16 protein-coding genes are annotated in these 23,025 nt (G+C 55.7%); 10 read left to right on the forward strand and 6 right to left on the reverse strand.

The window, feature by feature from the left end:
* Nucleotides 1–7 precede the first annotated feature (7 nt).
* From JWF83_RS01020 to JWF83_RS01030, 3 genes are read right to left on the reverse strand one after another with little or no spacing between them, the layout of a single operon-like run.
* Nucleotides 8–715: a molecular chaperone gene (locus tag JWF83_RS01020; protein ID WP_413648040.1), complete on the reverse strand. Its 708-nt coding sequence runs from the start codon at nt 713–715 to the stop codon at nt 8–10.
* A 31-nt stretch (nt 716–746) separates the two neighbouring features.
* Nucleotides 747–1,244, reverse strand: coding sequence for a spore coat U domain-containing protein (locus JWF83_RS01025; protein WP_413648427.1), 498 nt, complete (start codon nt 1,242–1,244; stop codon nt 747–749).
* A gap of 55 nt (nt 1,245–1,299) precedes the next feature.
* Nucleotides 1,300–1,866: a spore coat protein U domain-containing protein gene (locus JWF83_RS01030; protein ID WP_413648041.1), complete on the reverse strand. Its 567-nt coding sequence runs from the start codon at nt 1,864–1,866 to the stop codon at nt 1,300–1,302.
* A 556-nt stretch (nt 1,867–2,422) separates the two neighbouring features.
* Between JWF83_RS01030 and JWF83_RS01035 the strand changes: the two genes are divergently transcribed.
* Both JWF83_RS01035 and JWF83_RS01040 read left to right on the forward strand, forming a co-directional pair.
* Nucleotides 2,423–4,519, forward strand: a complete 2,097-nt coding sequence (locus JWF83_RS01035; RefSeq protein ID WP_413648042.1) for a putative bifunctional diguanylate cyclase/phosphodiesterase — start codon at nt 2,423–2,425, stop codon at nt 4,517–4,519.
* Nucleotides 4,520–4,617: 98 nt separating this feature from the next.
* Nucleotides 4,618–6,696 carry an EAL domain-containing protein gene (locus JWF83_RS01040; protein WP_413648043.1) on the forward strand — a complete coding sequence of 693 codons (2,079 nt, stop codon included), beginning with the start codon at nt 4,618–4,620 and terminating at the stop codon, nt 6,694–6,696.
* A 55-nt stretch (nt 6,697–6,751) separates the two neighbouring features.
* On the opposite strand, the gene exbD is transcribed toward JWF83_RS01040, so the two are convergent.
* Together exbD and exbB are read right to left on the reverse strand one after the other, a co-directional pair.
* Complete coding sequence (gene exbD, locus JWF83_RS01045; RefSeq protein ID WP_413648044.1) at nt 6,752–7,174, reverse strand: TonB system transport protein ExbD; 423 nt, start codon at nt 7,172–7,174, stop codon at nt 6,752–6,754.
* A 5-nt stretch (nt 7,175–7,179) separates the two neighbouring features.
* Nucleotides 7,180–7,914 carry a tol-pal system-associated acyl-CoA thioesterase gene (gene exbB, locus JWF83_RS01050; protein ID WP_413648428.1) on the reverse strand — a complete coding sequence of 245 codons (735 nt, stop codon included), beginning with the start codon at nt 7,912–7,914 and terminating at the stop codon, nt 7,180–7,182.
* 331 nt (nt 7,915–8,245) lie between these two features.
* Between exbB and JWF83_RS01055 the strand changes: the two genes are divergently transcribed.
* The 5 genes from JWF83_RS01055 to JWF83_RS01075 all read left to right on the forward strand — a co-directional run bounded on the left by JWF83_RS01055 (nt 8,246) and on the right by JWF83_RS01075 (nt 13,186).
* Nucleotides 8,246–9,214 carry a TRAP transporter substrate-binding protein gene (locus JWF83_RS01055; protein ID WP_413648045.1) on the forward strand — a complete coding sequence of 323 codons (969 nt, stop codon included), beginning with the start codon at nt 8,246–8,248 and terminating at the stop codon, nt 9,212–9,214.
* A gap of 12 nt (nt 9,215–9,226) precedes the next feature.
* Nucleotides 9,227–9,733, forward strand: a complete 507-nt coding sequence (locus tag JWF83_RS01060; RefSeq protein ID WP_413648046.1) for a TRAP transporter small permease — start codon at nt 9,227–9,229, stop codon at nt 9,731–9,733.
* Nucleotides 9,734–9,742: 9 nt separating this feature from the next.
* Nucleotides 9,743–11,035, forward strand: a complete 1,293-nt coding sequence (locus JWF83_RS01065) for a TRAP transporter large permease (RefSeq protein WP_413648047.1) — start codon at nt 9,743–9,745, stop codon at nt 11,033–11,035.
* Between the two features lie 138 nt (nt 11,036–11,173).
* Nucleotides 11,174–12,364 carry a cystathionine beta-lyase gene (metC, locus tag JWF83_RS01070; protein ID WP_413648048.1) on the forward strand — a complete coding sequence of 397 codons (1,191 nt, stop codon included), beginning with the start codon at nt 11,174–11,176 and terminating at the stop codon, nt 12,362–12,364.
* 156 nt (nt 12,365–12,520) lie between these two features.
* Nucleotides 12,521–13,186 carry a DedA family protein gene (locus tag JWF83_RS01075; RefSeq protein WP_413648049.1) on the forward strand — a complete coding sequence of 222 codons (666 nt, stop codon included), beginning with the start codon at nt 12,521–12,523 and terminating at the stop codon, nt 13,184–13,186.
* Nucleotides 13,187–13,217: 31 nt separating this feature from the next.
* On the opposite strand, the gene JWF83_RS01080 is transcribed toward JWF83_RS01075, so the two are convergent.
* On the reverse strand, nt 13,218–14,108 hold the full coding sequence (locus JWF83_RS01080; RefSeq protein ID WP_413648050.1) for an AraC family transcriptional regulator: 891 nt from the start codon (nt 14,106–14,108) through the stop codon (nt 13,218–13,220).
* Between the two features lie 175 nt (nt 14,109–14,283).
* Here JWF83_RS01080 and yqhD point away from each other — a divergent pair, with 175 nt between their 5' ends.
* From yqhD to JWF83_RS01095, 3 genes are all read left to right on the forward strand, one after another.
* Nucleotides 14,284–15,441 carry an alcohol dehydrogenase gene (yqhD, locus tag JWF83_RS01085; protein WP_413648051.1) on the forward strand — a complete coding sequence of 386 codons (1,158 nt, stop codon included), beginning with the start codon at nt 14,284–14,286 and terminating at the stop codon, nt 15,439–15,441.
* A 92-nt stretch (nt 15,442–15,533) separates the two neighbouring features.
* On the forward strand, nt 15,534–16,358 hold the full coding sequence (dkgA, locus tag JWF83_RS01090) for a 2,5-didehydrogluconate reductase DkgA (protein WP_413648052.1): 825 nt from the start codon (nt 15,534–15,536) through the stop codon (nt 16,356–16,358).
* 124 nt (nt 16,359–16,482) lie between these two features.
* Nucleotides 16,483–22,893 carry a hypothetical protein gene (locus tag JWF83_RS01095; RefSeq protein ID WP_413648053.1) on the forward strand — a complete coding sequence of 2,137 codons (6,411 nt, stop codon included), beginning with the start codon at nt 16,483–16,485 and terminating at the stop codon, nt 22,891–22,893.
* The last annotated feature ends 132 nt before the right edge of the window (nt 22,894–23,025 follow it).

Raw genomic sequence — 23,025 nt, forward strand, 5'->3', positions numbered from 1 at the left:
TCATCCGTTAATGTACTGAACCGCTACTGCGCCAGCTTTTATTGTTCAGTTCCGCCACCAGCTCTGAATTTGCCGCCGCCGGAAAGGAGAGTGGCCAGCGGTAAGTGGAGTTGGCCAGCACATAACCATACAGACCGTCGGACAAACTGCGTCCCCCGAGGCTGGCTTTACTCAGGCGCGCATGGCCAGCCCCGCGATTGGTCATCTCAAGAAAGGCTTTGCCCTGCTGTCTGATAATGCGCCAGCTTAATAGCGGCTTAGCCGTTGCAGCATCCAGCCCGTGACCATAAACGAACAGCGGCACGGAATAGCGCATCTGGAAATTCAGCCCGGCCTGATTCTCCCCCGGCGGCTGCGGCGTCGGGATCTCATCCAGCAATACCCGATAAGCCGCTTCCTGTCCGGGCGGCGGCGCGGTCTGCTTAACCAGACGAACCAACTGCTTCTGTCCCGGTTCAATGCGCACCAGCGGCGGACTGGCTAACAGCTGCTGCTGAGTCTGGTATTGCTCCACACCATCCACCTGCTGCCAGCTAAATACCCGCACCTGCATCAGGGTGGTGCTGGCGCCACGATTTTCCAGCCACAGTTCCGCCGCCTTCTCGTCACTGGCCACTTTTGGATCGATAGGCCAAATCAGCACCGAGTTGCCGGCAAAGGCTGGCGCGCCAGAGAGTGTCGCTAACAGCAGTTGTACGATGCGTGCGATATTCATTGCAAATGTCCTTATTAACAGAAGTGGTGCCTTACCAGCTCAGGGTAACCGTCAGTGTGTCAGTATAATTTCCGGCCCGGGCGACGCCGTTCAGTTGCAGCAGGCCATAGATGGGCAGCGTTATGTTATTGGCGTTGCCATAACTCAGCGCTACGTTCTGGCTGACCGGGATTTCACTGGCGGCGCTGTGGCTGGCGCTGGTAAAAATTTGATAGCCGACAACATTGCTGTAATTCGCCAGTTTCAGGTTACGGGTAGTGGCGTAGTTATTGCCGCCATTAATGCTCATATTCAGGGTAGTACCCGGCGTACAGGCCAGATTGATGGTGGAACTCTGCACATAGCTGGCGCTGACGCTGCCGTTGTCGACCCCGGATCGCGTACCGAAATCCAGTGCGCCAAATACCCCGGTGTTGCTGCCGGAAATCACACATCCGGCAACAACAGAGGCGGCAACCTGAAAACTTTGCGTCGGCAATGACTGCGCGCTGCTGAGGTAAATACCCAGCAACGCGCACAGTGGCCGCATAAACGCCATGTTAAACCCTACCTTTCCCGGCACGGTGCCTCCCTGGCATCCTGAATCAGTAGTTCACAGCAACATTAATGGTATCCGTGTAGGTCCCTGCCGGGATGGCGGCGTTAAAACCGCCTCCGGCGACGCGACCATAAACCGGGAAGTTACTGCCCAGCACCGGATCGGGGGTGCCGGTTGATGGCAGATCGGCGTTATTGGCTATCGAGGTGGCAAAAGCGGCATCACTGTACAGGGTGTAGGCAATACCTCTGGTGTTATCGCTGCCCAGCACCAGATAACGCGGCGCGCTGGTTACCGTGCCATACACCGTACCAGGCGCAGCGTTACTGCTGGTGACCCGCACGTTAAATGTCTGGCCGCTGGTGCAGCGCACAAAGATACCGTTCCCTGCCGAACCGACCAGGGTAGCGTTGAGCGTGTCAAAGGTGGCAGCGCTGCTACCGAAGTTCAGAGTACCGAAATTAACCCCTGTCGTTGCACTTTGTCCGTTGACCAGACAACCGGTAGTCAGCGTCAGCGTGGCGTTTATCGTTCCCGTTGTGGTGGCGGCAAAACCTGTAGAGGCAACACCGAGGCTCAGGCCACAGCCCACCAGAAAAAGCTTTATCTCCATAAACATTCCTTACCTATTTGGGTGATGTTTTTTACTTTTCAGCCTGGTGAGAAAGCAACCGACAACCATAAAAAAAAGCCGGGCGTCTTTCAACGCCGGTGGTGTTGCAGGATGAAATTCGTGGATAGCCCCCGGGAGGAAATCGACATAATTCATCAGTTTTATTTACTATAGAACAGCCTGAAACTATCGGTAGTGACAAAATAAAAAATATAAATACGGGCATTTTCACAGCAAAAAAGATCGTTTTGTCATATGACACAACGCAGCACGCATGATGTTTACAAAGATAATATCCAGAGGATCTATCCGAATTTTTATTACAATGTTATTTTCTGGTAACCAGGTTGCGATATTAATTAACCTAATAAATTATCAGGGTATTGACCGTTACCGGACAGCCGAGGAAAACACCGCTTATTTTCAGGTGAAAAGCGCTAACCCACGGCTACCACCAACCGTGTCTGCGTCATCACCCCGAGCGCGACATAACAATAATTTTTATATAACTGCGCAGTACCGTCAGCGGTGCTACTGGCAATACGAGGAATGAGTCATGCTCGTCACAAACTGGGATCCTGTGCTAATCGCTATTTCCTTTATTGTGGCGTTTATCGCCTCTTTTACTGCCCTTGATATCGCCGGTCGGGTCACGATGTCACAAGGGCGTGCGGCGTTTTACTGGCTGCTGGGCGGCGGCACGGCGATGGGGATTGGCATCTGGGCGATGCACTTTATCGGCATGCTGGCGATGATGATGCCGATGGAGGTGCATTACCAGCTACCACTGACCGGGGCTTCTCTTGCTATTGCCATCGTGGCGTCAATCCTGGCGTTACGGCAGGTCTGTCGCCATCAGCTGACGCCCGCCCGGCTGATCGGCGGGTCGCTGCTGCTTGCCAGTGGCGTGGTGGCCATGCACTTTATAGGCATGATGGCCCTGCTAATCGCCCCCGCGATTCAGTGGCGGCCATCGCTGGTGGCGCTGTCGGTGGTTATTGCCCTGCTGGCATCGACCCTCGCCATGTGGCTGGCATTCCACCTGCGGCAGGGAGAGCGCGGATTACTGGCGCAACGCGCTATGGCGGCAATTATTATGGGGATGGCGGTGGCGGGTATGCACTATACCGGCATGGCCGCCGCGCAGTTCTCCGCTGGCAGTCAGATGCTGATGACCGGCGTCAGCGAACATGGTCTGGCACTTTGGGTCACCGCCATCACCTTTTCGATTCTCGGTTTTACCCTGCTGGTCTCCATGCTCGATTCGCAAATTCGCACTTCGCGCTTAACCGCACGCCTGGAACGCGCCAATTATGAGCTGGTGCAACTGGCCACCCATGATCCCCTGACCCAGTTGCCAAACCGCATTCAGCTGGAGAAGCGACTCGATCAGGCGATCAGACAGGCTACCCGTGAGAACAGCAGCTTTGCACTGATGGTGATCGATATTGATGGTTTTAAGACCATTAACGACGCCTATGGTCACCCTATTGGCGACCGGCTGCTGATCTGCGTGGCAGAGCGGCTGTCGGGCAAACTGCGGCCCAATCATATGCTGGCGCGGCTTGGCGGTGATGAATTCGTATTGCTACTGGAGGTAACCGACGCCAGTGGCGCTACCCGGCTGGCTGAAAGCCTGGTAACAGCCATTGAGGCGCCCTTTATCATGGAGCGCTATCAACTCTCGGTGTCACTGAGTATTGGTATTGCGCTATTCCCGGCGGATGGTCGGGATGAGCATCAGCTGATGCTGAGTGCTGATATGGCGATGTACCATACCAAGCACAGCGGTCGTAACGGCTGGCACTTCTTTGCACCGTCGATGAACATGGTTACCCAGCATCAGTTGCAGCTGGCAAACGATCTCTGGACCGCTCTGGAGCGTGATGAACTGTGCCTGTATTACCAGCCGAAGTTCGCCGCCCACAGCGGTGATTTACTCGGCTTTGAAGCGCTGTTGCGCTGGCAACATCCGCAGCGCGGTCTGCTGACGCCGGAGATATTCCTGCCGCGCGCCGAAAAAACCGGGTTAATTATTTCGATTGGTAACTGGGTGATTAATGAAGCCTGCCGTCAGCTGCACAGTTGGTATCAACAGGGGCATCAGGGCTGGACCGTGTCGGTGAATTTATCCGCCCTGCAATTTGGCCAGCAGGATCTGGTCGGTACCGTGCAAACCGCGCTGCAGCACTACCAGCTGCCCGCGTCGTCACTGATGCTGGAAGTCACCGAAGCGATCGCCATGCGCGATCCGCAGCTCAGTCAGCGCATTATTGCCGCACTCTGTGAACTCGGCGTCAAAGTATCAATAGATAACTTTGGTATTGGCTACACTAATCTGCTGCACCTGAAACAGCTGGCGGCGAGTGAATTAAAAATCGACCGTACTTTTATTAATACTCTGAAGCCGGATAGCGACGACAGCAATATCATCACCGCCATGGTAACGGTGGCGCAGCGCCTGAACTTGCGCATTGTCGCGGAAGGGGTCGAAACCACTGAACAGCAACAGCTGTTAACTGGCCTGGGTTTTGACAGCTTACAGGGCTATTTATTGGGTAAACCGATGCCAGCCGACCAGGCTGGCGAATTTGAGGTGATCAGACAGTCGTCCTCCGTCATTGATCGCCAGCCGCCGCTGGCTTCCGCCTGAATGATGGCATGTGCAAAAATAACCCCGCGAAATAATGCCTTATAATTTTACTCACTCTCTGCAACCCGCTTGCTGGTCAACGGACCCTGGGAATATTTATGCTCGTTAGCTCCTACGACCAGATTATGGTTATTGTCTCTTTTATTGTGGCTATTCTTGCCTCTTACACCGCCCTGGATATGGCCGCCCGCGTGCGCAGCAGTAAAGGCCGGGCGGCGACGGTCTGGTTGCTTGGCGGGGGGTTCGCCATGGGGATTGGCGTCTGGTCAATGCACTTTATCGGGATGCTGGCAATGAATTTGCCGATTGCGATCAGCTACAACGCCGCGCTGACCGGGTTATCGATGGTGATCGCTGTCGCCGCTTCGGTATTTGCCATGTGGATTGTCTGCTACGGTGAACTGCCGCCAGCCCGACTCTGTTTCGGCTCGCTGGTGATGGGCAGCGGCGTGGTGGCGATGCACTATACCGGCATGGCGGCGCTAATGTTTGAGCCGGGCATTGTCTGGAGCTGGGGCTGGGTGGCCTGTTCGGTGGTGATTGCGCTCGGCGCGTCAGGAGCCGCGCTGTGGCTGGCGTTTACTCTGCGGCAAAACCGCGCCCGCATGACCTGGCTGCGCGCCGGCGCCGCCATCATTATGGGGGTTGCAATTGCCGGTATGCACTACACCGGTATGGCGGCGGCCAGCTTTCCGCTGGCAAGCCACCCCACCCATAGCGGCGTTAACAGCAACTGGCTGGCGATCCTGGTGATGGTGGTGACGCTGGCGATCCTCGGCATTACGCTACTGGTATCGATGCTTGATGCACGTTTACAGGCGCGTACTTCGGTCCTGGCCTCCTCGCTGGCCGAAGCCAACCGTGAGCTGGCGCAGTTGGCATTACATGACAATCTGACCCGGCTGCCAAACCGCATCCTGCTGGAAGACCGGCTCGATCAGGCCATCAATAAAGCCAGCCGTGAGAAATCGCAGTTCGCGCTGATGTTTATTGATGTTGATGGTTTTAAAGCGGTCAACGATGCCTTTGGTCACCATATTGGCGACAACCTGTTGATTGCCATTACCGAGCGCATGAATAAAAAAATGCACGGCCACCATACGCTGGCACGGCTGGGCGGCGATGAGTTTGTACTGTTAATTGAGATTGATGACCCGGATGATGCCGCCACCGTGGCGGGCGCGCTGGTCAGGGCGATTGCCGTGCCATTTGAAATTTCCCGCTACGAACTGGTGGTATCGCTGAGTATTGGTATAGCGGTGTTTCCCGGAGACGGCGCCGATGAGCGTGAGCTGCTGTTTAATGCCGATGCCGCGATGTATCACACGAAAAATAACGGCCGCAACGGCTACAGCTTTTTCCAGCCGTCGATGAACAGCATCGCGCAGAATCAGCTTCAGCTGATTAACGATCTGTGGCTGGCGCTGGATCATCAGCAACTGCGTCTGTTTTATCAGCCAAAATATTGCGCGCCTCGTGGCCCGATCATCGGTTTTGAAGCTCTGATACGCTGGCAACACCCGGTGCGCGGCCTGCTGACCCCGGAGGTGTTTCTGCCGCTGGCAGAAAAAACCGGCATTATCGTCAATATGGGGAACTGGGTGATTAATGAAGCCTGCCGCCAGCTGCGGGTCTGGCACCTGCAAGGTCACCCGCACTGGTCAGTGGCGGTCAATCTGTCATCGTTGCAGTTTGAGCAGAATAATCTGGTTGAGACGGTAATGGCGGCGCTGAAACAGCATCAGATCCCGGCGGAATTACTGACGCTGGAGGTAACGGAGACCACCGCCATGCGCGATCCGGATGAAAGCGTGCGTATTCTGACGGAATTAACCCGGCTGGGGGTAAAGGCATCGATTGACGACTTTGGTACCGGCTATTCCAGTCTGCTTTATCTGAAGCGTTTACCGGCCAGTGAACTGAAAATAGACCGCGCCTTTGTTAACGAACTGCGGGCGGATACCGAGGATGCCACTATTGTTTCGGCGATTGTGGCGCTGGCGCAGTCACTGAACCTGAAAGTGGTGGCGGAAGGGGTAGAAACCGAAGAACAGCAGGCATTCCTTACCGGCCTGGGTTGCAATACGCTGCAGGGCTTTCTGCTGGGGCGCCCGGTTCCACCGGAACAGATCGATGCACTGAGAAACTATGTAGCTGCACAGGCGCCGCCGGAATAACCGGCCGGCAGCTAGCGTCAGCGGATCGCTTTCATGCGATCCGCAGTGCCAGATACTATTTGCTGACGGTTTCCATTCCCATCAGGCCAATCTTCAGATATCCCGCCTGACGCAGGGCATCCATTACGCCCATCAGGGTTTCGTAATCGACGCTTTTGTCCGCCTGGAAGAAAATGGTGGTATCTTTCTTCCCTTCGGTCTGGGTTTCCAGCGCCGCCACCAGATTGGTGCTGTTCACCGCCTCGTTGCCAATAAACAACTGCTTGTCGGCTTTAATCGACAGATAAACCGGTTTTTCCGGGCGCGGTTGCGGGGCACTGGTTGAGGCAGGCAGATTAACGCGGACATCCACTGTCGCCAGCGGCGCGGCAACCATAAAGATGATCAGCAGTACCAGCATCACGTCGATAAACGGCGTGACGTTGATTTCATGCATTTCACCATTGCTGTCGAGATCTTCGTTTAATCGCATCGCCATAATGCTTAACCTACCCGCAGCTTATGGGCAGCCGGGGTACGATGCGCATCCGCGCGATTCGCCAGATCCAGATCGCGGCTCTGCAACAGCAGCACCTGTGCCGCCACATCGCCCAATGAGGCGCGGTAGTTGGCAATCATGCGGGCAAACACGTTATAAATAACTACCGCCGGGATAGCGGCAACCAGACCAATGGCGGTCGCCAGCAGCGCTTCGGCGATGCCCGGCGCAACCACCGCCAGATTGGTGGTCTGGGTTTTGGCGATGCCAATAAAACTGTTCATAATGCCCCAGACGGTGCCGAACAGACCGACGAACGGCGCAATCGCACCGATGGTGGCAAGGTAGCCATTACCGCGACCGGCATAACGGCTGAATGCCGCCACCCGACGCTCGAGGCGAAAGCCGGTACGTTCTTTAATACCGTCGTTGTCATCGGAACCGGCGGAGAGCTCAAGTTCATTCAGCGCTTCGTTGATCAGCCAGGTGCTGAGACTACCGGACTGAAAGCTCTTGCTGTTTTCTGAGGCTTCATTAAGCGAACGTACGCTGGCCAGCGCCTGCTGCTCGCGCTTCAGACGGCGTTTTGCCGCCAGCAATTCCACGCTCTTACTAAAGAAGATCGCCCAGGTGATGACGGATGCCAATAACAGTCCAATCATTACCGTTTTCACTACGATGTCGGCATGTTCATACATACCCCAAACAGAGAGATCTGTTTGCATCAGATTATTGGTCACCACGCTGTGTCTCCAACCTCGATTAACAACTTAATAAATCAAGCGCGGATCATATCAAATCAGCGCTGAATTGATAGTAGTTCTCATTACTATTTACATTTTATCAGCCATTTCCGGCCGCAGTTTTGCGTAAAAACAACTCCGGAGCGATTTTTAACATCCAACCGCCATCACATTTTTGAAATGATGTTTTATAAATTAGCGAATGACATTTCAAAATATCGCAAAAATGTGAGTCGCTTCACCGCCACTGCCCATTTTTAACGCTACTTTTTTAACGTTACTTTTTGAACCACATTATTCTAACAATGACTTGCCTCTGGAGCCTGAGATGAATTTAACCCGTACATTCTTCAGCCTGTGCCTGCTAACTGTCTCATTTAACGCTGTTCATGCTGCCACTATTCGTGCGGCAGATGTCCATCCCAAGGGCTATCCCAATGTGGTGGCGGTAGAACATATGGGCGAAAAGCTGGCGCAGGCCACTGATAATCGTCTTGAAATCAAAGTGTTTCCCAGCGGCGTGATGGGCGACGAGAAACAGATGATCGAGCAGGCGCAAATCGGCGCCATTGATATCATTCGCGTGTCGATGGCGCCGGTAGCGGCGATTCTGCCGGAAATCGAAGTCTTTACCCTGCCCTATGTCTTCCGTGATGAAAACCATATGCATAAGGTTCTGGACGGCAATATCGGCCAGCAGATTGGCGATAAAATTACCAACAACCCTAATGCCAAACTGGTGTTTCTCGGCTGGATGGATGGCGGCACGCGCAATCTGATCACCAAAAAACCGGTATTGAAAGCGGAAGATCTGCGCGGCATGAAAATTCGCGTGCAGGGCAGTCCGGTGGCGATTGACACCCTGAAAGCGATGGGAGCCAACGCAGTGCCAATGGGCGTCAGCGAAGTGTTCAGCGGCATGCAGACTGGCGTTATCGACGGCACGGAAAATAATCCACCGACCTTTGTCGCCCATAACTATCTGCCGGTCGTGAAAAACTACACCCTCAGCGGTCACTTTATCATTCCTGAGCTATTCCTCTACTCCAAAACCAAATGGGACAAGCTGAGCAAAGAAGATCAGCAGTTGATCCTGAAGCTGGCGAAAGAGGCGCAGGCCGAACAACGGCAGCTCTGGGCAGCCTATAACCAGCAGTCGATCGACAAGATGAAAGCGGGTGGCGTGCAGTTCCATGAAATTGATAAAACCCCTTACATTGAGGCGACGCAGCCGGTTCGTGATAAATATGCCGCTCAGCATCAACAGCTGATGCAAGCCATTGCTGATGTTAAATAATCAGGAGTCCCTATGGCGAACAAATGTCACCACCTGATGGATGGGTTGTATCTGGCGGCGATGGTGCTTTCCGGTCTGGCGTTGCTGGTGATGACGCTGGTAGTGCCGTTCGCCATCTTTATGCGCTACGTGCTGAACGATGGCGCTCCGTGGCCGGAGCCGCTGGCGATTCTGTGTATGGTGACCTTCACTTTTGTCGGCGCCGCGGTGAGTTACCGCGCCGGGTCGCATATCGCGGTTTCCATGCTGACTGACCGTCTGCCGGAAACGTTGCGTCGGCTGGCGGCACGCATTGCCGATCTGCTGATGCTGGCGATCTGCCTGTTTATCCTCTGGTACAGCGCCCAGCTCTGTCTGCAGCTGTGGACGCAGCCTATCGCTGAATTTCCGCTGTTAAGCGCCGGACAGAGTTATCTGCCGGTTCCGATCGGTTCCGCGCTGACCCTGTTGTTTGTGCTGGAACGTCTGGCGTTTGGTTCGCAGGAACATCGCCCGGTGGTCATTATGGGTAACACCTGAGGGTTAGCTATGGATGCATTTGTACTGCTGTTTAGTTTAGCGCTATTGCTGGCGGTCGGTATGCCGGTCGCCTACGCGGTAGGACTGAGCGCACTGGTGGGCGCCTGGTGGATCGATCTGCCGCTGGAGGCGCTGATGATCCAGATGACCAATGGCGTAAACAAGTTTTCGCTGCTGGCGATCCCGTTCTTTATTCTCGCCGGGGCGATTATGGCGGAGGGGGGGATTGCCCGCCGTCTGGTGAATTTTGCCTATGTGTTTGTCGGTTTTATTCGCGGCGGTCTGTCACTGGTTAATATTGTCGCCTCCACGTTCTTTGGCGCCATCTCTGGCTCCTCAGTGGCGGATACCGCATCGATTGGATCGGTGATGATCCCGGAGATGGAACAAAAAGGTTATCCGCGCGATTACGCTGCGGCGGTAACCGCCAGCGGATCGGTGCAGGCGATCCTGATCCCGCCCAGCCATAACGCGGTGATCTACTCCCTGGCGGCGGGCGGCACGGTGTCGATTGCCGCGCTGTTTATCGCTGGCGTGCTGCCAGGCCTGCTGCTGGGCATCACGCTGATGGTAATGTGTATCGCTTTTGCCCACCAACGTAACTACCCGAAAGGCGAGCGGGTGCCGTTTAAGCAGGCGCTGAAAATCCTTATTGATGCGCTGTGGGGGCTAATGACGGTAGTGATTATCCTCGGCGGCATTCTCAGCGGGGTGTTCACCGCCACGGAATCCGCGGCAATCGCCTGCCTGTGGGCATTTTTCGTCACCATGTTTATCTATCGTGATTACCAATGGAACGAGCTGCCGAAGCTGATGTGCCGCACGGTAAAAACCGTCACCATTGTGATGGTGCTGATTGGTTTTGCCGCCTCGTTTGGCGCGGTGATGACCTGGATGCAGCTGCCGGATCGCATCACCCACTTTTTCACCAGCATCTCCGATAACAAATACGTCATTCTGATGTGCATTAATATCATGCTGCTGTTGATCGGCACCCTGATGGATATGGCGCCGATTATTCTGATCTTAACCCCGGTTCTGCTGCCGGTAACCAATGCGCTCGGTATTGATCCGGTGCATTTTGGCATGATTATGATGGTTAACCTCGGTATCGGCCTGATTACGCCGCCGGTCGGTTCGGTGCTGTTTGTCGCCAGCGCCGTCAGTAAGCAAAAGATAGAGCAGGTGGTACGCGCCATGCTGCCATTCTATGGCGCGCTGTTCTTTATTCTGATGCTGATTACCTATGTCCCGGCGATTTCTCTGTGGCTACCACGGCTGGCGGGCGTGATGACCGATTAATCCGGCTGGCGGGAGCCATTAATCGCTCCCCTGAGCTGTTTCTGCTATTACCATTCAGGGGTGGCATTTATTGCCGCCCGCTGCGGTCAATCGTGTTAAGTTATTTCTTTCTTATGGAATTAGCAGGGCCGCTTGGGTATGACGAAGAAGAAAATTGAAACTGCGCTGATCAGTGCAGGTCGGGCAAAAAAATTCACTCAGGGTTCGGTTAACAGTGTCATTCAGCGCGCCTCCTCGCTGGTGTTTGACACCGTTGCCGATAAAAAGCGCGCCACCGCCGGCCGGGCCAGTGGTGAACTGTTTTATGGTCGCCGCGGTACCCTGACGCACTTTTCACTACAGGAAGCGATGACCGAGCTGGAAGGCGGTGCCGGTTGCGCGCTCTATCCCTGTGGCGCGGCGGCTGTCGCCAACGCCATCCTCGCCTTTGTTGCCGCCGGTGATAACGTGCTGATGAGCGGCTCGGTGTATGAACCGACTCAGGACTTCTGCACCAAAATTCTCAGCAAGATGAATGTCTCAACCACCTGGTTTGATCACAGCATCGGCGCAGAGATCGCTGAACTGGTGCAGCCGAATACCAAAGTGGTGTTTCTCGAATCACCGGGTTCGATCACCATGGAAGTACAGGATGTCCCGGCGATTGTCGCCGCGGTACGCCGCAAAGCGCCAGACGCGGTGATTATGCTGGATAACACCTGGGCAGCCGGTATTCTGTTCCGCGCCCTTGATTTCGGCGTCGATATCTCGATTCAGGCCGGTACCAAGTACCTGATTGGTCACTCCGATGCAATGATCGGCACCGCCGTCGCCAATGAACGCTGCTGGGCACAGCTGCGGGAAAACTCCTATCTGATGGGCCAGATGGTGGATGCGGATACCGCCTATATGGCCAGCCGCGGACTGCGCACCCTGGCGGTCCGCCTGCGTCAGCATGAAGAGAGCAGCATCCGCATCGCCAACTGGCTGGCCGAACGTCCGGAAGTGGCGATAGTCAATCATCCGGCGCTGCCGCAGTGTAAAGGACATCAGTTCTGGCAGCGTGATTTTAGCGGCAGCAGCGGCCTGTTCTCCTTCGTACTGCGGCAGAAATTAAGCCCACAGCAACTGGCAAACTATCTCGACCACTTTGAACACTTCAGCATGGCCTATTCATGGGGTGGCTATGAGTCGCTGATTCTGGCCAACCAGCCGGAAGAGCTGGCGGAAATCCGCCCTGTTGCAGGTGTTGACTTTAACGGTACACTGGTACGCGTTCATATCGGCCTGGAAAACGTTGACGATTTAATCGACGATTTGGCTGCCGGATTTGCACGACTGACGCAATAACCACCAAACAGCTGCAACTTACGCTGAGAAACCTTAATCAGGCCTCAACGAATATGCAGCTTCGCGCCATAGATCAAGGTGTGGCTTGCCTTTTGCGGTTACAATCGGGGCCGGTGTAAGACTAATAATTAAAAACCGCAGCAAACAGGATACAACATGGGTGTGTTACATGAGATTGTGCAGGCGCTCTGGCATCAGGATTTCACAGCGCTGGCCAATCCGGATGTCGTGTGGATTGTTTATGGTGTGATGTTTGTTACTCTGTTCCTTGAAAATGGTTTGCTGCCCGCCTCTTTTTTACCGGGTGATAGCCTGTTACTGCTGGCTGGCGCGATGGTGGCGAAAGGGGTGATGGATTTTATCCCGACGATGGTGATCCTGACCACCGCTGCCAGTCTCGGTTGCTGGTTAAGCTATTTGCAGGGCCGCTGGCTCGGTAATACAAAAATGGTAAAAAGCTGGCTGCTACATCTGCCGGCGCAATATCATCAGCGTGCATGGAATCTGTTTAATCGTCACGGATTAATGGCGTTACTGGTAGGACGTTTTCTGGCCTTTGTCCGTACCCTGTTACCAACCATGGCCGGTATTTCTGGTCTGAATAACGGGCGCTTCCAGTTTTTTAACTGGCTGAGCGGATTACTGTGGGTGAGCATTGTCGTGGCTTTCGGCTATGGCATCAGCCAGGTACCCTTTATTAAACATCATGAAAACCAGATGATGGCGGTACTGATGATCCTGCCGGTTGCACTGTTATTTATCGGTCTGACAGGCAGTATCGTGGTGGTATGGAAACATAAAAAGAACAAGCAACAGGCCTGATGAATCAGGCCTGACGGGAGTGCGCACCTTCTCAGGAGGCGCGCATTCTTGACACTTCCTCGCCCGGCGTCACGCCGAAAAAACGCTTAAACTCACGGGAAAATTGCGAGGCGCTTTCGTAACCCACTTTCATTGCCGCCGCGCTGGCTTTCAGGCCATCGTGCAGCATCATCATCCGTGCCTGATGCAGACGATAGCTCTTCAGATACTGCAACGGCGAAGTGCTGGTCACCGCTTTAAAGTTATGGTGGAACGCTGACACACTCATATTGACCTCGGCGGCCAGCAGCTCAACGCTCAGGTTGTCAGTGTAATGATGTTCGATACGGCGCAACGCGCGCGCAATCTGACTGAACTGGGTCTGGCGGCTAATCAGCGACAGCAGCGCGCCGCCACAGGGCCCCACCAGTACATGATAAAGAATTTCACGCACAATCTGTGGCCCTAACACCCGCGCATCACGCGGACTGGACATCACGTCCAGCAGGCGCTCACAGGCGCAAAGCATCTCTTCCGTCAGCAACGACGAGTGAATACCACGCGTTTGCGGTTCAGGGTGGAAACTGTCGTCATCGCCAATATCAATCAGCAAATCCTGGAGCGTCATGGTGTCGACATGCAGAGAAAGCCCGGCCAGCGGCGCTTCCTCAGTAGCAAAGGTCTCGCACTCAAACGGCAGTGGCACCGTCAGCATCAGGTACTTGGTGGCATCGTAATGGAACACACTGGTGCCAAGATAGCCGGTCTTCTGCCCCTGAAACAGGATGATAATTCCCGGCTTGTACATTACCGGCGTTCGGCCACAGGGCCGGTTGGCGTAGATCAGATTAATATCCGGCACTGCCGCCAGGGAGGCTTTGCCGTGCGTCATCAGACCTATGACCTGTGCGGCCAGCCTGCCAGAGACAGCTTGATGATCCATGATGAGTTTCCCGGTCGGTGAGCAATAGAGAGAGTTTGCCCTGTCGCTGCGCAATTCTCCAGAGGATTAGAGAAACAGGCAAGATTAAGGCAGGAATGAGCATTGAGCGCACAGCGACGAATCCCGACAATAGTCACCATGTTAAATGACCTCCCCGCGATAAAGGATAATAACGATGAATAACTTCACTCTGCATACGCCAACCCGCATTCTTTTTGGTAACAACCAGATTGTGCATTTGAGCAAAGAAATTCCCGCTGGCAGCAAAGTGCTGATCACCTTTGGTGGTGGTAGCGTGAAAAAAAATGGCGTGATGGACCAGGTATACAGCGCGCTGCAGGGTTTTGAACTGCTGGAGTTTGGCGGTATTGAGCCGAACCCATCGTATGAAACGCTGATGAAAGCAGTGGCGCTGGTGAAAGCGGAAAAAATCGATTTTCTGCTGGCGGTCGGCGGCGGTTCGGTGCTCGATGGCACCAAATTTATTGCCGCGGCGACATTCTATGCTGACGAACCATGGAACATTCTGAAAACCCGCGGCGCAGAGATCAAACAGGCGCTGCCAATGGGCTCGGTGCTAACGCTGCCAGCCACCGGTTCGGAATCCAACAGCGGTGCGGTTATTACCCGTCGCGCTACCGGCGACAAACAGGCATTCAGCTCACCGTTTGTGCAGCCACGCTTTGCGGTGCTGGACCCGGTCTATACCTATACCCTGCCTGAACGCCAGATCGCCAACGGGGTGGTGGATGCCTTTGTACATACCATTGAGCAGTATCTGACTTATCCGGTTGATGCCAAAGTGCAGGATCGCTTTGCCGAAGGCCTGCTGCTGACGCTGATTGAAGACGGTCCGAAAGCGCTGAAGGAACCGGAAAACTACGCGGTTCGCGCCAATGTCATGTGGAGCGCCACCATGGCGCTGAACGGTCTGATCGGCGCGGGCGTACCGCAGGATTGGGCAACCCATATGCTCGGTCATGAACTTACCGCGATGCATGGCCTCGACCATGCGCAGACGCTGGCTATCGTGCTGCCGTCACTGCTGAATATTAAACGTGAGCAGAAGCGCGGCAAGCTGTTGCAGTACGCCGCCCGCGTCTGGGGCTTCAGTGAAGGTGATGAAGAGCAACGTATCGATCTGGCGATCACCGCCACCCGTGAATTCTTCGAAGCGATGGGCGTGCCAACCCGGATGCAGGATTATCAGCTGGACGGCAGTTCGATTCCGGCCCTGCTGGTGAAACTGGAAGAGAAAGGCCTGACGCAATTGGGTGAACATCGGGATATCACTCCGGCTGTCAGCCGTAAAATCTACGAAGACGCGCGTTAAGCGATAATTCCATGGAACCCCGGGTTGTTGACTAAACTCTAATCTTAAACCGGTGTCGCTGATACCGGTTAACTCGCTGGAAAGGAGACGTTATGGTAGATCAACCCGTTATTAAACTCCGCGATGGCAATATGATGCCACAGCTTGGACTTGGTGTCTGGCAGGCCAGCATTGCGGAAGCACGCGATGCGGCAGTGAAAGCGCTCAGCACCGGTTATCGTTTAATAGATACTGCCGCTATCTACAAAAATGAAGAGGGCATTGGTCAGGCGCTGCAGGAAACTGATGTGCCGCGTGACGATATCTTTATTACCACCAAACTGTGGAATGACGATCAGCTTAATGCCAGACAGGCGCTGGAAACCAGTCTGAAAAAACTGCAGCTGGAGAGTGTTGACCTGTATCTGATGCACTGGCCCTGCCCGCAAAAAGACCACTATGTGGCCGCATGGCAGGCGCTGATTGAGTTGCAGCAACAGGGGCTGACCAAAAGTATTGGCGTCTGCAACTTTAACCAGCCACATGTTAAACGCCTGATTGACGAAACCGGCGTCACACCGGTGGTGAACCAGATTGAGCTGCACCCGATGCTGCAACAGCGTGAGCTGCATGCATGGAATGCGATGCACCAGATTCAGACTGAATCCTGGAGTCCGCTGGCCCAGGGGGGTAAAGGGGTATTTGATCAGGAAATCATTAAAAACCTGGCGAAGAAGTATGGCAAAAGCGTAGCGCAGATTGTGATCCGCTGGCACCTCGACAGCGGCCTGGTGGTGATCCCGAAATCCGTCACCCCCGCGCGTATTGAAGAGAACTTTAAGGTATTCGATTTCCGTCTGGAAAAAACGGAGATCAGCGAGATTAGCCGGCTGGATAAAGGCAACCGGCTGGGGCCGAATCCGGACGATATTAACTAAACTGCTACTCTGTCACAGGGGCGGCATGTTTGCCGCCCGTTCAGAGCATTGGCACACTCATTTGCTTTATTACCAGCTATAACTTTACCCATCAGATTTCAGCAAAAAGGAATTTGGTGTTCTTATGGACCAGAACCTGACCATCAGCACCCGCCCGGCCACCGTTGCCAGCGCTGAACCCGCGGCAAACCTGCCGCATTTCACCGCACAGATCACCCGGATCGGCAACCGCCCGTTACTCACCACCCGCGCCGCCCCCGCTACCCCTAACGTTATTTGCGCAGCAAGTTGGGCGCCCGTGGTCACCGCCCGGCCAGTCGCCGCGCGCAATCCGCCGGACAGGCCGTTATTCACGCCGTTACCGCCGCCGCCAGCGGCAGAGATTACCGAAACCATACGCGGTGCCGATGATTACCAACAGCAGATTCCCGCCCTGTGCAGCCGTCTGCTGGCGCGCGACGATCGTCTGGCCAGCGCCTTCCGCGGCGATCTGGAGCTGATACAGCGCACCTTTAGCCAACGGCAACCGGTCGCCATCGACCCACAGCTGGTGGCCGACCTGGGTGCTTTTAACCGTGATATTACGGCAATGCAGGCTATCAGCCACGGCGAGCAGACACTCGACTACCTGCAAACTCTTGCGCAGCGGCTGCGCGCTATCAGCGAGGGAAATCGCGCGGATATCAGCCCTCAGCAGAAAGCGCGCGCCTGGCAGTTATGCAGTGACGTCGAAAACAAGCAGGCACAGCTCAGTCGCGCCCTGACTATCAGAGAGATCCCGCAAATGCGCGCGAGTATTGGTCGTATGATTATGCGCGATCTGTTCGACGAACCCCCGGCCAGCGAGATTGATTGTACGGGAATGGAGCGTACCAGCGCCCGCCTCGCCGCAGAGATCAGTCAGTTGTTGCCAGAGCGCGGCGCGCCCGCTGGTGAGGCGATCAGACAACTGACGACGCTGAAGCAGGCATGGATGGCCGCGCGGCAAACAGCCAGCGCCCGGCAGGCGACCAGACTATCAGCACGCCGCTGGCTGCAGCTGCTGGATAGCCAGCGGGATGCGCGTGCGGCGCTGATGCGCAGCCTCGGCGAGCAGCTGAGCGGTTACCGCATGATCACCACCCTCGCCCCGGCGGCAGCGCAGCCGCCGCTACTGCCCGCCCTGCTGCACTGTTTTACCTTCTGTACCCCTTTTAGCGCGGAGATCCGCCGCTACCTGCAGGATCTGCTGAGTGAAGCCCAGGTTTATCGCGCCGCCGCGCGCTGCCAGACGCTGCTGGATGACGCGGATTTCTTCCGTAATCTGAGTTTACGTCTTAGCCAGCTGAATCAGGAGCGGCTGATGACGCGGAAAAAGCAGCAGGCCTGGGCGCAGCTGGCGGCAGCGCTGGGCAACTTTACCATCAGCAATCGCTACCATCTGGCTGAGGAATATGCCCGTAAACAGCAGCAGGACATGCAACGCGCGGCACAGTGGCAGACCCATTACGCGAGCTATATCCACGAAAGGCAACAACGGGGGGATGAGCTGGCACTGGCGCGCCAACAACTGCTGGAATGGCAGTGCCAGGAAGATCACTGGCTGAAGCAGCAGGTTGAGATTATCTGTCAAATCGAAGGGGAACGAAAAAGCCGCATCGTGACGCTGAAGGAGAACGGCCCGGTTAATTGCCATATCACCCGCGATAAAAAGGTCACTGCCGTCGCCGCTCCTTTCGTGGTGCAGGTTGCGCGCCATCGGCTGTTGCAGGCACGCAAAGCGGGCGATTATGCCGTGCAGAACCTGCTGCGCGCGCGCATCGGCGTCATCCGCGCCAGCACCAGCGCTTCCCGCTCCGTGGCTTATCAGCAGGCTCCGCGTCGCGCTGGCCATGTACTGCGCAAAATCACCGTAAGCGAACTGAACCGGCAGATAAAGATTATCGGCTTTGGCGAAGCAGGCAGCGGCCTGCCGGATCAAATACAGGTATTTGATGTGCATCAGGCGTTACAGCGCCAGTGGCGGAAATACGCGCAAAACCCGGTGCTGCTGCCGGATGAGGCACAGCGCAGCGATTTGCCGCCGCTGCCGCTGTGCGCCGCCGCGCCACCGGCAACAGTCAGCGGCGCGGAGGTGATGCTGACGCAGCTTAATCAGGCGATCCATTACGCACACCATATCAATACCCTGCTCCATTCGCCGCCAGCCGATACTACCCTGCCAGGGAGTCGCTTGCAGGATATCAGTCTCTTCTATCTCAACAAACGTGAAGGCGACGCCGATCCGCAGCAGCAGAGTAAAACCCGCCGCACCAGCGATGTTGCCGCAGGCGAAGCGGCTCCCTGTCAAAGCATCACCGACTTTATTAATCACCATTGCCGGGTATGGCAAACGATGACTGCAGAAGCGCGTCAGGCCAGCGGCGGCGCGCATCAATACGCTGCGCATCACTATCTGAATGCTGACTCATGGCGCAGGCTGGCGGACGATCATGGCCTGACCGCCGCCGGAGAAGAGCGGCTGACCGCGTCGCAGGACAACCAGCATGCCGGGGATTATCTCTTCCATCTGCAGAAATGGGACAACCTGCTACAGGAAGAACGGGATGCCTGGGGCAGTCCGCAGAATTATGCCCGCTATTACGGTCTGACGCTGACCACATGGTTCAATATGGTTAACGCTGGCGGGCTTAAGCAAAAGGGAATAGACCGGCTGGCCTCAACCGCGACGGCACGCCTGAGCGATTACTCGGAGCATCTTCTTAACTGGGATGAGATGAGTAGTAGCGATAAAAAAGCCGTCGGTGGCTCCAGAGGATATGCCGATCTCTATCAGCTGAACCGGCTGAGCTGGCAGAATCTGGCGACCAACGAAAGTACCACCAGCCGGGGGCTGATAAGGCTGATTGCCGCCACCAGCGCCAGAGGTGAAGACTACGAGTATCACGGCCAGCTGTGGCACAACATGACGCAGGCACAGCGCGACGAGGCAGCAGGGGCGGAGGGTTATGGCATCAGCAATCAGTTACGCGCCACCATCTGGTCAAGACTGGCGGATAATGGCGGGTTGACTGCCGAGGGGCTGACGGTGCTGACCGCCAGCAATAGCGGCAAAATTGACTATAGCTACCACCGCCAGCAGTGGCTGGCGATGACGGCACAACAGCAGGCAGAGATGGGCGGGTTAAACGGCTATGCGGAAAAACATGGCCTGATGCGCCGCATCTGGGCGGTACTGGCGGGCAGTAACCAACCGGTAGCGGCCGGAGCGATCTACCGGCCGATGTCCGGCCCGAAGATCGACTATACCTGGCATTGTCGCATCTGGGATAGCATGACGCAGCAACAGAGAAATCAGACTGGCCTGACCGGCTATGCGCAGGCAAACGATCTGCTGCCGGAAAGATGGCTGAACCTGGCCCATAAGAGCGGGCTGACCCGATCCGGCAGAAAAAAACTGCTCGCCTCGACCTATGATGCGAGGGTTGATTACACCCTGCATTGTCAGATCTGGCATGAGATGCCGCAACAGGTCAAAAAGCGCGTCGGCGGCGCACGTCAGTACGGCAGAATTAACGGCCTTAATCTCGACTACTGGACCAGCCTCGCCAACAATAGCGGCCTGACGCGCTTAGGTGAAAGCCGGCTGATCATGCCGGATAACAACCGTAAAAATTACGATCTGCACCTTGAGAGATGGCTGAATAAACCGGCCGAGGAAAGAAATGCCCCCGATGCAGTCTACCTGTATGCGCTGGTCAATCGCCTGAATATTCTCTACTGGAAACGTCTGGCAAATCCGGCAGGCCTGTCGAAAGAGGGACAGACGCTACTGGAAAAAAGAAAACAGAAGCGCGCGGCGGTAATGCGCGCCATGGCGCCAGACTATCTGCCGCCCGCAGCGCTTACTGGCGCGCCGGAAACCGCGCAGACAGCGCCAGCGGCGGTAGTCGCCGCGCCGGAAAGGGTGGAACCCCGCACCGCCCCACTCAGCTTTCATAATCATCTGCAGCGCTGGAAGGATATGAGCTATGACGAAAGGAAGGCATGGGGAGGCGCACGCATCTATGGCTTACGGCATGGTCTGAATCCGGACTACTGGATCAAAATGGCCATCAGCCGCGGTCTGTCAGAAACCGGTGAAGCGATGCTGGCACTGCCGTTTGTCAATCGCCAGGATATTATCCGCCATCTGCAGATTTGGGATGAGATGTCGCCAGAGGCGCGCAGGAAGCGCGGCGTGGCCGGCTATGCGCTGGATAACAATCTGCATCCGGGGACCTTCGCCAGTCTGGCCAATCTTGCCGGACTGAAGCGGCTTGGCCAGGGCAAGCTGCTCGATTTTAACCGGCGCCAGGCGGCGCAGGGGGAGATTACCGACGAACTTAAACCGCAGCTGAAACCGAATTATACCTGGCACTGTCATGCATGGAATAATATGACCCGGCAGCAGCGGGAAGCTATCGGCGTATGGAATTATGCCACCCATTACAATCTGACGATCAGTACCTGGTTAGGGCTGGCCAGTGACGACGGACTCACCATTAGCGGCCAGAAGAAGCTGCGCAATCCGCAGGCGAAATACACGGCTCATCTGTATAGCTGGCATCAAATGTCACCGACCGCCCGGATTCAGATCGGCGGCGCTGCCGGATATGCCCGGGAATATAAGCTGAATGAGAATATCTGGCTGAAGCTGGCGCACAATGACGGGGTGAGTCGCCTGGGTATGGAGAGGTTGCAACCCATCACCCCCTATAAAGCCGACCTGGCCTGGCACTGCCAGCAATGGCATCGCATGACGGCCGCGCAGAGAGACGAAGCCGGCGGCGCAATATCCTATGCCCTGACCCATGGGGTTAAATTAAACAGCTGGTCAAAACTGGCCGATGATGGCGGCCTGACCGTTGAAGGCAAAGTCAAACTGCTCACCGCCACCCGTGGCGTACCGGACTATGGCGCGCACCTTCAGTTATGGTCGGAAATGTCGCAGCAGGAGCGGAACAACTGCGGCGGCCCGCGGCAATATGCGGAAGATAATCTGATCAGCACCGCCTACTGGCTTAGTCTGACGCATCCCGGCGGCCTGAAGAATAAAGGCGCCAGGCTGCTGGAGCGTCACCGTCTGCTATCGCGCCTGAAAATGAACTCAGGCGGCAAACCAGCGCCGCAGACCTCTCCCGCCACAGAGATTAAAAGCGAGACGCTGACGGCCAGTCAGCCGCAACGGCGTGGCATCACGTTGATTACGCTCGATGACCAGGGCGCCACGCTACACACTGAACCAACCGAAAACCCCCTGCTGCGTGATCTCTCCGGCATCCACAATCATTATCCGATTCTGCGCGACCCGGATAATCCGCAGAAAAGCGTAACGCTGCAGGCGGAAGGCAAACCTGCCAGTGAGATGACCGTAAGTTGCTGGGGCGAGCTGAACCGGGTGTTTGCCGCCATGAGCACCAGGCAGGCAAACGAGGCGAAAACCCGGCTGCGCGACCATTTTCGCTGGACGGTAGAGAATGAAACCGCCCTGCATCTTACGGCCAATAACCGTATGGTTATCGCCCCCACTTATCATGAGGTGAATGGCGAAATTATCTCACTGGGCAATGGGGTATTTAACGGTAGCGATGCCGCAATCCCCGCCCTGACGCTGCTTGGCCCCTATGCCGGTATCTACCATGATAGCGAAGAGTCACTACGGCGCGAGCGCAAGAAAATGGGAGCGCTGCGCACCTCAACCTACCTGTTCGGCACCCGCGCCTGGGGACGTACCGTCAGCGCCCTGAGCAGCAGTAATATCACCAAAAATATCAATACCGGCCAGCTGGGTAATCATCCGCCGATTGCGAATAATAATGTCGCCGCCGTCCGTTTTGGCAAAAACATCACGATGTTTGTCACCACCCGCGAGGTAAAACCCGGCGAGGAGTACTTTATTGATTACGGTGACTTCTACGAATCGCCACCGCAACCGGCGGCTGGCGTGAAACCCGAACCGACAATCGCGCCGGCAGAGGTCACGTTCAGCGCCAGGGATATCGAGGATATGGCTAATCTGATGCTGCGTGCTCCGGGCGCCTGGCACTCGGAATTAGGCGAGCAGGCTCCGCTGCTGGTGATGAATGCGGCACAGCTACCGGACAACCTGGTGCTCAGCATCAACCACAGTAATGTCACTCATATCTATCGGCGGGGTGCTGAAGAGCAGTTTATCCAGGGGCCTTATCACTCCCGGCCAGAAGAGTTGCATATTGCGTTAAGGTATAGCGCAGAGATCGGACACTATGATGTCGAGCTGGTGCCGGGCAATATTATTCCGATCAAACCCGATGGCGACTGCTTATATCAGGCGATTAGCCACGCTTTGCGCCAACGCGGAGTCGGGGGCTTCAGCTTCCAGCGGTTGCGTAATCTGGCGGCCGGGGCTTTTCTTGCCGATAGTGCCCGTTACCTTGCCATGGTGGATGTGGAGAAGCTGAAGATGGAGCTGTCTGCCCTCCGATTACCATTTAAACGCCGTATTTTTACGGACCTGTCAGATTTACCGCCGTAGGAGTGGGATTTACGCCGTCCGGGCCAGTCACAGCTAAACCACCACTACAAAAAGCCCATCGTGCAATATCAATGGAACTCCAGTCTTTTTCTGACAGCCAACAGACCGCCTCTGCGGTTACTGTGCGGTTAA

The sequence above is a fragment of the Pantoea sp. B65 genome (assembly GCF_047308185.1).
Taxonomy (GTDB): domain Bacteria; phylum Pseudomonadota; class Gammaproteobacteria; order Enterobacterales; family Enterobacteriaceae; genus Erwinia.

What these genes read in the sequence shown, in the direction of transcription:
- JWF83_RS01055 (WP_413648045.1), top strand. Translation starts at nt 8,246, where the DNA reads ATGAATTTAACCCGTACATTCTTCAGCCTGTGCCTGCTAACTGTCTCA.
- JWF83_RS01075 (WP_413648049.1), top strand. Translation starts at nt 12,521, where the DNA reads ATGGGTGTGTTACATGAGATTGTGCAGGCGCTCTGGCATCAGGATTTC.
- JWF83_RS01080 (WP_413648050.1), bottom strand. Translation starts at nt 14,108, where the DNA reads ATGGATCATCAAGCTGTCTCTGGCAGGCTGGCCGCACAGGTCATAGGT.
- JWF83_RS01040 (WP_413648043.1), top strand. Translation starts at nt 4,618, where the DNA reads ATGCTCGTTAGCTCCTACGACCAGATTATGGTTATTGTCTCTTTTATT.
- JWF83_RS01065 (WP_413648047.1), top strand. Translation starts at nt 9,743, where the DNA reads ATGGATGCATTTGTACTGCTGTTTAGTTTAGCGCTATTGCTGGCGGTC.
- JWF83_RS01020 (WP_413648040.1), bottom strand. Translation starts at nt 715, where the DNA reads ATGAATATCGCACGCATCGTACAACTGCTGTTAGCGACACTCTCTGGC.
- JWF83_RS01035 (WP_413648042.1), top strand. Translation starts at nt 2,423, where the DNA reads ATGCTCGTCACAAACTGGGATCCTGTGCTAATCGCTATTTCCTTTATT.
- dkgA (WP_413648052.1), top strand. Translation starts at nt 15,534, where the DNA reads ATGGTAGATCAACCCGTTATTAAACTCCGCGATGGCAATATGATGCCA.
- metC (WP_413648048.1), top strand. Translation starts at nt 11,174, where the DNA reads ATGACGAAGAAGAAAATTGAAACTGCGCTGATCAGTGCAGGTCGGGCA.
- JWF83_RS01095 (WP_413648053.1), top strand. Translation starts at nt 16,483, where the DNA reads ATGGACCAGAACCTGACCATCAGCACCCGCCCGGCCACCGTTGCCAGC.
- JWF83_RS01025 (WP_413648427.1), bottom strand. Translation starts at nt 1,244, where the DNA reads ATGCGGCCACTGTGCGCGTTGCTGGGTATTTACCTCAGCAGCGCGCAG.
- yqhD (WP_413648051.1), top strand. Translation starts at nt 14,284, where the DNA reads ATGAATAACTTCACTCTGCATACGCCAACCCGCATTCTTTTTGGTAAC.
- JWF83_RS01030 (WP_413648041.1), bottom strand. Translation starts at nt 1,866, where the DNA reads ATGGAGATAAAGCTTTTTCTGGTGGGCTGTGGCCTGAGCCTCGGTGTT.
- JWF83_RS01060 (WP_413648046.1), top strand. Translation starts at nt 9,227, where the DNA reads ATGGCGAACAAATGTCACCACCTGATGGATGGGTTGTATCTGGCGGCG.
- exbD (WP_413648044.1), bottom strand. Translation starts at nt 7,174, where the DNA reads ATGGCGATGCGATTAAACGAAGATCTCGACAGCAATGGTGAAATGCAT.